This window comes from Candidatus Binatus sp., from assembly GCF_030646925.1.
Taxonomy (GTDB): domain Bacteria; phylum Desulfobacterota; class Binatia; order Binatales; family Binataceae; genus Binatus.
The window spans coordinates 1-9,102 of record NZ_JAUSKL010000013.1; the positions used below are offsets into that span (position 1 = coordinate 1).

General features: G+C 61.4%; 9 protein-coding genes. 4 read left to right on the forward strand and 5 right to left on the reverse strand.

From position 1 onward, the window contains the following. On the reverse strand, window positions 1–898 hold an 898-nt coding region (locus tag Q7S58_RS01465), incomplete at its 3' end, for a PAS domain S-box protein (protein WP_304820064.1). 214 nt (window positions 899–1,112) lie between these two features. On the opposite strand from Q7S58_RS01465, the gene Q7S58_RS01470 reads away from it, so the two are divergent. The 3 genes from Q7S58_RS01470 to Q7S58_RS01480 all read left to right on the forward strand — a co-directional run bounded on the left by Q7S58_RS01470 (window position 1,113) and on the right by Q7S58_RS01480 (window position 3,684). Further along, window positions 1,113–1,814, forward strand: a complete 702-nt coding sequence (locus tag Q7S58_RS01470) for a hypothetical protein (RefSeq protein ID WP_304820066.1) — start codon at window positions 1,113–1,115, stop codon at window positions 1,812–1,814. Window positions 1,815–1,898: 84 nt separating this feature from the next. Further along, window positions 1,899–2,897 carry an ATP-binding cassette domain-containing protein gene (locus Q7S58_RS01475; protein WP_304820068.1) on the forward strand — a complete coding sequence of 333 codons (999 nt, stop codon included), beginning with the start codon at window positions 1,899–1,901 and terminating at the stop codon, window positions 2,895–2,897. A gap of 1 nt (window position 2,898) precedes the next feature. Continuing rightward, window positions 2,899–3,684, forward strand: a complete 786-nt coding sequence (locus Q7S58_RS01480) for an ABC transporter permease (protein WP_304820070.1) — start codon at window positions 2,899–2,901, stop codon at window positions 3,682–3,684. Window positions 3,685–3,689: 5 nt separating this feature from the next. On the opposite strand, the gene Q7S58_RS01485 is transcribed toward Q7S58_RS01480, so the two are convergent. The 4 genes from Q7S58_RS01485 to Q7S58_RS01500 form a co-directional block, all read right to left on the reverse strand. After that, a complete protein-coding gene (locus Q7S58_RS01485) occupies window positions 3,690–4,157 on the reverse strand; it encodes a type II toxin-antitoxin system HicB family antitoxin (protein ID WP_304820072.1) in 468 nt (155 codons plus the stop codon). A gap of 20 nt (window positions 4,158–4,177) precedes the next feature. After that, the gene (locus tag Q7S58_RS01490; RefSeq protein WP_304820074.1) at window positions 4,178–4,945 is read right to left on the reverse strand and encodes a 3-hydroxyacyl-CoA dehydrogenase; all 768 of its coding nucleotides are present in this window, start codon (window positions 4,943–4,945) and stop codon (window positions 4,178–4,180) included. Between the two features lie 73 nt (window positions 4,946–5,018). Next, window positions 5,019–7,079 (reverse strand): cation:proton antiporter, encoded by a 2,061-nt coding sequence (locus Q7S58_RS01495; RefSeq protein ID WP_304820076.1) that lies wholly within the window; start codon window positions 7,077–7,079, stop codon window positions 5,019–5,021. Window positions 7,080–7,150: 71 nt separating this feature from the next. Next, complete coding sequence (locus Q7S58_RS01500; protein ID WP_304820078.1) at window positions 7,151–8,320, reverse strand: LLM class flavin-dependent oxidoreductase; 1,170 nt, start codon at window positions 8,318–8,320, stop codon at window positions 7,151–7,153. 446 nt (window positions 8,321–8,766) lie between these two features. On the opposite strand from Q7S58_RS01500, the gene Q7S58_RS01505 reads away from it, so the two are divergent. Continuing rightward, the coding region (locus Q7S58_RS01505) for a hypothetical protein (protein WP_304820080.1) at window positions 8,767–9,102 on the forward strand (336 nt) is incomplete at its 3' end.

Genomic DNA, 9,102 nt, shown 5'->3' on the forward strand with positions numbered 1-9,102 from the left:
CTCGGTTAAGGACTTGGCCCGCAAGCTGATGCGCTACATCCGTCACTACAACCGCGCTCCCAAACCCATCAAGTGGACCTATCGCGACCCCAACCATCGCATCTATTCCGATACCAATGTCACTGTTACAGGCCACTAGTTCCAATGGCGTCTTGCCAATTGTCTCTGCGGCCATGTATCCGATCGAGCGGACAAACTCGGCGTTGACGGCGGCGATGCGGCGAGTTGCGGCGTCGGTGATCGTGATCGCGTCGGTGTTGGAATCGAAGATCTGCCGCATCGCGCTTTCGCTCTCGCGCAACCGCCCCTCCGACTCTTCGCGCTCCGTGTAATAGCGGCGGCGTAGATAGCAACTGAACTGCGCCAGTGCGGCTGCCGTGAGCAGACCAACCATCCGAAAGGCTTCGTTTTTGTCCCCCTGCGGATGCTTAACGAGTTGCGCGACCCATACTGCAAGGCACACCAGATTGAAGGATGCCTGATAGGCCATGCTCCATGGCAGGAGCGAACCCGTTACCGCCATGTTGAGCATCAATATGATGAATAGGGGAATCGGTTCGCCGCCGACTAACCCGAGCGTCGCGTCGGCCGCGGTGACCATCATGGCCATAGTCAATGAGAGCGGCTGCCAGTTGCGAACAAACCGGCTTGAAGTAGTCAGCGCCAGCGCGGCGAATCCCATTGCGAGGTTGGCAAGCAGGCAGAGCGCCAGCCACGGAACTCCCAGCCGACCTTCCTGATAAAATCGGGTGAGGAGAAAAACCGCCGATAGGATCATGAGCATCGAACAGGATTGGATCATCCTGACGACCCATTGATCGGATATCACGGAGTTGCGCGCCTGGACGGCGTCGTCGGCGCGCTCGCGGGATACTGGATCCTTGAATTGATGCGACATGAAATCGCATTGACTAGAGCAATTCGGGTGCCCGCGCTGATGTATCGAAAGAGGACATGATCGTGCGAGCGCGCGGTCGCGCGGGCTGGCGATGTGGCGTTTTGAGACGCATGCGGAGACCGGTCTTATCGACGAGGCAATCGCTAAGAAATCGCGGTCATCGAGCGTATAGTGACGATGGCCTGGGGAGGAACTTCGATTGATGAGGTGGTCGATGGCCGCACGAATCGCTGTGATCGCGTCGCTCGCGCTGGTCTGCGCGGCTTCCTACGGCTACGCGCAGGACGACTGGAAGGTAATCGAGCGACACACCAATAGCGGACCAGCCGAATCGAGCGCCACGCCCGCGCCTAAAGCCGGCGCGACGCTGATCGCGTGCGGCGAGCAGGCCGAGCTCGCCGGCGAGCCATACAAATCGGTCGTCGCGCAGCTCAACGATATGTGGGGAACCAGCTTCCCCGTTTACGAATCGACCCGCGCGATCTCGCCCCACGCGCACGCCGGTGGATGCATCTTCTACAACGGCAAATATCTCGATTCGCTGCTTCAGCAGTGGATGAACATCCGCAATGAGGACGAAGTCAGGCCGATGCTCTACGCGATCTTCGCGCACGAGCAGGGGCATCTCGCGCACGGCGATTTCGACGCCTCCGCCGACGACGTCCCGATAAAAAACAAGGAGCTGGCGGCGGACCAGTTTGCCGGCTTCACGCTCGAGCGCCTCGGTATCCGCAGGCTCGATGCGACCGAAATCACCCGCTACTATCAGCTCACCGGCGACGATTTCGTTGGTCACGGATCGGGTCATGGCAGCGGTGAAGAGCGGACCACGGCGTTCCAGGACGGATGGCATCGCGCGCAGGTCGGCCTGCCCGAGCAAGGCACGCGTCCGGCTGGTGGCCTGGGTCAGCCGTGAATCGCCATCATCAAAAAACCGCGGATGGCATCGGCATTTGCGAGGCGTACGCTGCGAGACGATAATTACTGCTTATCCAGAGTCATGACGGCAACCATCGCTACTAATCCAGCAGAGACCGAAGCGATCGCGTCGGTCGCGGCCCCGCCGGCGATCGAGGCGAAGTCGCTCGGCTTTCACTACGGCGATCGCGAGGCGCTGAGCGACGTGAGTTTTTCGATCGCGCGCGGCGAGATCTTCGGCTTCCTCGGGCCGAACGGCGGTGGCAAGACCACGCTGTTCAAACTGCTCTCGACGCTGGTACCGATCCAATCCGGCGCCGCGAAGATGCTCGGCCACGATCTCGCCGGCGAGACGATTCGCGTCCGGCGCCGCATCGGCGTCGTGTTTCAGCATCCAAGCCTCGACGGCAAGCTGACGGTGGCGGAGAACCTGGCGCATCACGGACATCTATATGGGATGACCGGCAAGCGGCTGCGCGACCGCAGTGCCGCGATGCTCAAGCGGCTCGGCCTCACGGCGCGCGCGCGCGATTTGGTCGAGACATTGTCGGGCGGCTTGCAGCGGCGCGTCGAGCTCGCGAAGGCATTGCTGCACGAGCCGGAACTGTTGCTGCTCGACGAGCCGAGCACGGGCCTCGATCCCGCCGCACGGCGCGAGTTCTCGAACTACCTGGCGCATCTGCGCGAGCACGACGGCGTCACGGTCGTGCTGACGACGCATTACATGGAAGAAGCCGAGCGATGCGACCGCGTCGGCATCCTGCATCAGGGCAAGCTGGTCGCGTTCGCGCCGCCGGGCAATCTCAAGGCGGAAGTCGGCGGCGACGTCGTGGTGATTCATGCTCGCGCGCCGGAATTGCTGCAGCGCAAGATCCTGCAACGCTTCCGGCTGAAGGGGCAGATCGTCGACGCCACGATTCGAATCGAGCGGCCGCGCGGCCAGGAGTTCGTGCATGAAGTCGTCGATGCGTTCGGCGATGAGATCGATTCGATTTCGTTTGGCAAGCCGACGCTCGAGGACGTCTTCGTTCATCTGACCGGGCATCAGTTTTTCACCGACGCGCGAAACGAGGGCGAATGAAATGCGCGAAGTGATGCTCCAAGCCGGGACGCTGTGGCAGCGTGAAATCGTGCGCTTCGCGCGGCAGCGGAGCCGCCTGACGGGCGCGCTTCTGCAGCCGCTGGTGTTCTGGCTGCTGCTGGGCGCGGGGCTCAATGCGTCGTTCAGGCCGGCTGGGATGCCTGCCGGAATCAACTACGCGCAGTACTTTTACCCCGGCGTGATCGTGCTGGTGCTGCTGTTCACGGCGATTTTCGCGACCATCTCGACCGTCGAAGATCGCAAGCAAGGATTTTTGCAGGGCGTGCTGGTCGCGCCGATTTCACGCAGCACGATCGTGCTGGGACAAGCCGCGGGCGGCACGACGCTCGCGCTCGCGCAGGGCGTGATTTTCCTGATGCTCGCGCCGCTGGCGGGCATCAAGCTGAGCGTCGGCGCGATTCTCGTATCGGCGTCGATGATGGCGGTCATCGCGTTCGCGCTAACGAGTATTGGGCTGGTGATCGCGTGGCGAATCGAATCGACGCAGGGCTTTCACGCGATCATGAATCTGATCCTGATTCCGATCTGGATGCTGTCGGGCGCGTTCTTCCCCGTCGATGGCGCGCCGTTCTGGCTCCAATTGACGATGCGGCTCAACCCGCTCACCTATGCGATGGCGGCGCTCAGGCAGGGACTTTATCTCGCGGAGCCTGCTCAGATCGGCGCGACGATGCCGCTCGCGTCGTCGGTCCTGGTCGCGATCGCATTCGCGGCGTTCGCGTTCACGCTAGCAACCCTCGTGGCCCGCCGCGCCTCGACGATCTGAATCTGCTACTTCGCCACTCTACTGCGCTTGGTCCTGGCCAAACGCTTTGAGACCGAGGTGCCCCGTTCCCGTTTCTTCGATGCACTCAATCCGAACCGGTTCAGCGCGGACTGCACCATATAAGCCGAACGTGTCAGACCCGCTTTGCCAGCCAACTGGTCGATGGCTTTGAGCTGGCCCTCGCGCGCCGTGATATTGATACGCACGGTTTTTTCCGCGGCCGGTTCAACGCTGATCAAAACCGCCACCGCGCCCTTCATGTCCGGATCGTTTGCTAACGCGTCCAGATTTGAAGGGTCCGGCAACACCTCCCCGTCTTCGATCATCCCCGCGATATGCAGCGCCAGGGCTTCAGCGGCCATCCGCCGTGCTTCCTCGAGCGTCTTTCCCGTGGTCACGCATCCGGGGAAGTCCGGAAAGCTGACGCCAAAATCCGAATCGCGATCCTTGTGTAGATAAGCGATGTAATCCATGTTCGTCTCAGTCCCTCGCGTTAGCGCGGAGCCATCCGCAGCGCGCCGTCGAGGCGGATCGTCTCGCCGTTGAGCATCTCGTTTTCCACGATATGCCGCGCGAGCGCCGCGTATTCGCTCGGCCGTCCGAGTCGCTGGGGAAACGGGATTTGCGCGGCGAGCGCCTTGCGGCTCGGCTCCGACAATCCGGCCAGCATCGGAGTTTCAAAGGTGCCCGGCGCGATGGTGCAGACGCGAATCCCGAGCGAGGCGAGGTCGCGCGCGATCGGCAGCGTCATCGCAACGACGCCGCCTTTCGACGCCGAGTACGCCGCCTGTCCGATCTGCCCATCGAATGCCGCGACCGACGCCGTATTGACGATTACACCGCGCTCGCCGTCAGGGCCGGGCTGATTTTTCGCCATCTGCGCCGCGGCGACGCGAATCACATTGAACGTGCCGATTAGATTGACCGCGATCACCTTGCTGAACAGGTCGAGCGTGTGCGGCCCTTCCTTGGTGACCGTGCGCATCGCGCGGCCGATACCGGCGCAGTTCACGACGACGTTGATCGTGCCGAATTTTGCGACCGCTTTTGCAACCGCCTCGGTGACCTGATCGCCGGAGGCTACGTCGGCCTCGACGAAGAGCGCGTTCGCGCCGAGCGACTCGGCGACCTTGGCCCCTGGTGACGCGGGCAGATCGAGGATCACGGTTTTTGCGCCCACCGCGGAGAACTCGCGCACAGTTGCCTCGCCAAGGCCGGAGCCACCACCGGTTACGAGCGCGATCGCATTCTTCAGATTCATTTCAGTTCCACTCCGATTCGATTTTGCGCTGCACGAAGTTATGACCGCCACGCTGCCGATGCAACTTGGGCGTTCACACCGACATCGCAAGCTGCCCGGTCTGCTTCGAGCGGGCGTGCAGCGCGTTTTTCGCCGCGCGCACAGAGGTTTCGGAGCCAGCCAGTTCCAGCACGTCGCCCTCGCGGATCACTTCGTTTCCCGTCGGGACGATTATCTCGCCGTCGCCGCGGCCAATCGCGACGACCATCGCGCCAGTGGTGCCATGCAGATCGAGATCGGCGAGCGTCTTGCCGACTCCGCTGAAATCCGAGCGCACTCTGACTGGGGTAAGCGTGCCGAGACCCGGCACCGTGTAAGCTTGGCCATCCTTGCTCTGCGCGTGCGAGCCGGCCAGCGCGTCGGCAATCAGGCGGGCGGCGCCGCGCATATGTCCTTGTACTTTGTTGACGCATCGTGCGATCTCGGCGGTCATCAATACTATTGCGATTACTACAATGCCGATTCCTTCGAATGGCGCAATGAATGGTTGAACTATAGCCAATAGTGGAATCACTACTACTAACAAGATCGTCACTTGCAATAGTTCAATCAGCGCGGTGGCGGCGCCGGTGTGGCTATCGGACACTTGCGGAATCGCCCGCGCCGCCAGCGCCTGGGCAAGCCGCCGGGAGCCGAAATACAGTCCTCCCATCGCCGGAGCGCACACTACCAGTGCGAACAGATCAACGAACAATCCCGCCCTGAAATACGAGATCTGCTCTAGGTTGGCGGCGGCCGTGGTGAGGTCGAGCGGATCGAGTTCGTTGAGGATAAGGATTCCACCGATCAGAATTGCCGACGCGACAATTGACACGCTCGGCCATCCGAGCGACGGATGGCGCGCGTCGGTCAGCTTCGGCCGGCGCATCTGCTCCATCCAGGAGTCGTATAGTGACTCGAATACTCTAAGCGGGCGCGGTATGCGTATCGACAGATACTCAGCGACGGGTCCCGATACTCTAATCATGTATGGGGTCAGGAAAGTAGTAATCGCCGATACCGCAATCGCGAGCGTGTAGATAAAGTCGCGCGTCGCGTGCAACTGCAGGCCGACGCCCGCGATGATGAACGAGAACTCGCCGATTTGCGCGAGACTCATCCCCGCCTCGATCGAGGTCCTGGTGTCGACGCCGCTGAGCACCGAGGCAATCGAAACGCCGACGACTTTTCCGGCGATCACCGCGGCGGTGAGCAGCGCCAATGCGACCCAATGCTCGGCGATTAGCGACGGATCGATCATCATGCCGACGGAAACGAAGAAGACTGCGCCGAAGATGTCGCGCAACGGCGCGATCAGATGCTCGATCTGCTCCGCTTGCCCTGATTCCGCGACCAGCGACCCCGCGAGAAACGCTCCCAGTGCGACCGAGTAGCCCGCCACTTCCGCGAGCAATGCGAAGCCGAAGCAGATGCCGACGGCGGCGACGATCGTGGTCTCGGGGCGTCCGATTCGCAGGATCAGGCGCACGATCGGCGGCACGACTACAATCCCGATGCCGACGAAGGCGATCAAAAAGAGGATCAGGCGCCCGACCGTCACGGCCATGTGCGACGTCGAAACGCTGGCGCCCGACGCAAGCGTCGTCAGCACCGCAAGCTCGACGACCGCGGTCAGGTCCTCGGCGAGCAAGACGCCGAATACCAGCTCGCGCAGATGCTCGGAGACCGGCGTTTCCTGGTACGCCTTGGCGACGATCGTGGTGCTCGAGATCGAAAGCAGCGCGCCGGTGAAGATGCTCTCGAGCGGCGTCCATCCCATCGCGCGCCCGCACATGAAGCCGAGCCAGATCATCAGGCCGACCTGCAAAGCAGTGATGAATCCCGACGTCGGGCCGAGCCGAATCAGCTTGCGGATGCTGAACTCGAGCCCCAGCGCGAACATCAGCAGGATCACGCCCAGCTCGGACAAGGTGTGGATGCGAGTCTCGTCGGCGAACAGCGGGAACGGCACGTACGGGCCGACGATCAGCCCGGCGATCAGATAGCCGACCACCACCGGCTGCCGAATCTTCTGGAAAATAACGGTGGTGACTGCGGCGACGCAGAGCACCATCGCGAGATCTTCAAGAATCGTCTGGGAGGCGAGCGGAACCATGCCGGGTTAGCGCATCTTAGCCCGACTCTTTCGGCGTTTTACATAGTCCGCTCATCCTCCCGCTCGACATCCTACGCGGGTTTGATATTCGAGACGCGCGGCATCACCTTGGTCCAGAACAGCTCGATCGTTTTCATCAGGCGATCGTGCGGCATCAGCCCGTTGTACATCCAGGCGAAAATCCAGCTAATCGGCAGCCGCTTCATCATGTGTTCGACCTGGCGAGTGACGGTGTCCACAGTCCCGACGAAGCCGAGGCCGTTTGACCAGATATCGGCCGGCACTCCGGTCTTGGGATCCGCGAGTCCCTTTGAAAATCCGAATGGCTCGAACCACTCGCTGCCGCAGAAGTAGCCGCTCTCTTTCCAGATTTGATGCGCTTCTTCGTCGGTATCCGCGATTACGATATCGCGCAGCACGCCCACGCCCTCGCCCAGCGGCTTGCCCGATACCTCGGCGTAAACCTCGCACAGTTGATGCTCGAGGGTCGGATGCAGCGGCGGGAGGATCGCGGTGACTCCTTCCTGCGCGCACCATCTGATACTTCGCTCCGACGAGGCGAACGGCTGGAAAATCGGCGGATGCGGCTTTTGCACCGGCTTCGGCACGACCGCGACGGCGCGCACGATTCCGTTTTCGATGCCGCCGCCCCATTTCGCCGTCGCATCCAGCGTCCACGGCGTTTCGCCCGGCGGCACGCGCCAGTATTTCCCCTGGTAGCTCGAAAAATCCTCGGTCCACGCCTGCTTGATGATGCGGAAATTTTCCTCGAACGCAGCGCGATTGGCGTTGTCGATCTCGTCGTGCTGATGCGGCAGCGCGCCGTGAATCCCGTGGGTCTGCTGCGCCATGATATCGACCCATCGCCGCTGATAGCCGCGCGCAAAGCCCGCGTTGGCGCGCCCGCCGCTCATGTGATCGAGCATCGCGATGTCCTCGGCGACTCGCAGCGGATTCTGCGACGGCAATACGATCCCGAGCTGGCCCACGCGAATCCGCTTGGTCTGCATCGCGATGTACAAATCGAGCAGCACCGGGTTGTTCGAGACTTCGAAGCCCTCGACGTGAAAATGATGCTCGGTGAAGCTGATTGAATCGTAGCCGAGCTGATCGCCCAACTGGGCCTGCGCGGTAATCTCACGCAGCATCTGATCGTACAGATGTCCCTGCAATCCGACTTTTCCTTTTTCGATTTCTGACTTGCTGCCGACCGAGGGCAGGTAGAACAGTGAAATTTTCATGCACACCTCATTGCGAATTCGTCACCCGCGATGAATTTAGAACTGAGTGAGCAATCGCGGCAAGCGGATTGGAGATCAAATCCGTCACGTTTGTTTGACTAATGCTAGTTCCTGTTGGTATTTAAACCGCGAAACGCTGGGTAAGAGGGCGACAACAGTTTCAATTGCGCCCGCCGCTCAGAGAAGCGTCGTGAGTCGCGACCCGCTGCGAGCTGGCCGTTCGCAGTGGCCTTGGGAGGAGTTTTCCAATGACAAGCCGTAAAGCGAGATATGCACTTTTTCTTGTCTTGATGCTGATGGCGATCAAAGGTTGCACCTGTGATGATGACAACCCATTCCGGAGACGCCATCGGCCACCGACGGTAACGGCGACGCTGACGGCGACGCCGACCGCAACTCCGACGGCTCTCCCGGTAAGTGCATGCATACCGTCAAGCTCATTGTCGGTGCTGATCACGGGCACCGATGTCGTCTCGTACGTTCCGGACGGCAACTGGGGATCGAGTACTCCGAACGTCGAACTCGTGCCGATCGAAGGAGCCGGCGCCGGGCCGTTGGCCGCGCGGGCGACGATCGTAACGCCTGCCGCGGCTAATTCGTGTTCCTCCAACTCGATCACCGGACAAACCGTTTGCACCTCCAACGGTACCGACGTTTACCTCATAAACGGCAGCACCTTGAGCAATACTTTAACGAGTAGCGCAGTCGGAACGACCAGCTTTTCGGGCGGTACTTGCTCTACCTGCGGCGTGGTGGTGGATGCCACGACCAATCAGGCCTTT